Annotated in this window: 1 protein-coding gene and 1 pseudogene; both read right to left on the bottom strand. The window is 64.4% G+C overall.

Annotated elements, in window-relative coordinates:
* Nucleotides 1–120: pseudogene (locus EN939_RS37320) on the bottom strand (cob(I)yrinic acid a,c-diamide adenosyltransferase); the annotation flags it as partial.
* 1 nt (nucleotide 121) lies between these two features.
* The coding region (locus EN939_RS37325; RefSeq protein WP_164751656.1) for a bifunctional adenosylcobinamide kinase/adenosylcobinamide-phosphate guanylyltransferase at nucleotides 122–523 on the bottom strand (402 nt) is incomplete at its 5' end.

The following is a 523-nucleotide window of genomic DNA, read 5'->3' on the forward strand; positions in this document are numbered from 1 at the left end:
GTTGACGATCAGCAATCCCTTCTCGACCGTCTTGCTCGCCACCTCGGCATCCTGCACAGCCTTGCGCTTGGCCATCTTGGCGCGATGGCGCTCTTCGTCCTTATCGTCGATGTCGGTCATGTCATTTCACCTTGAGCGGCAGCCCCGCCACCATCAGCAGCACCGTATCGGCGACGGCGGCGACCTGCTGGTTGAGCCGGCCGGCGGCATCGCGAAACCGGCGCGCCAGTGCATTGTCCGGCACGATGCCTTGTCCGACCTCATTGGACACCACGAACCAGGGCCCGCGCGGCCGCGACAGCACCTCCGTCAATCGCCGGCATTCCAGCTCGAAATCGTGTTCGGCCAGCATGTGGTTGGTCAGCCACAGCGTCAGGCAGTCGACAAGCACCGGCCGATCCTCCGGCAAGGCGGCAAGCGTACCGGCGAGATCGAGCAGTGCGTCGATGGTCGTCCAGCCTTCGCCGCGCCGCGATCGGTGCAACGCGATGCGTTCATGCATCTCGTCATCATAGGCTTGCGC

It is taken from the genome of Mesorhizobium sp. M7A.F.Ca.CA.002.05.1.1 (assembly GCF_003998335.1).
Classification (GTDB): domain Bacteria; phylum Pseudomonadota; class Alphaproteobacteria; order Rhizobiales; family Rhizobiaceae; genus Mesorhizobium.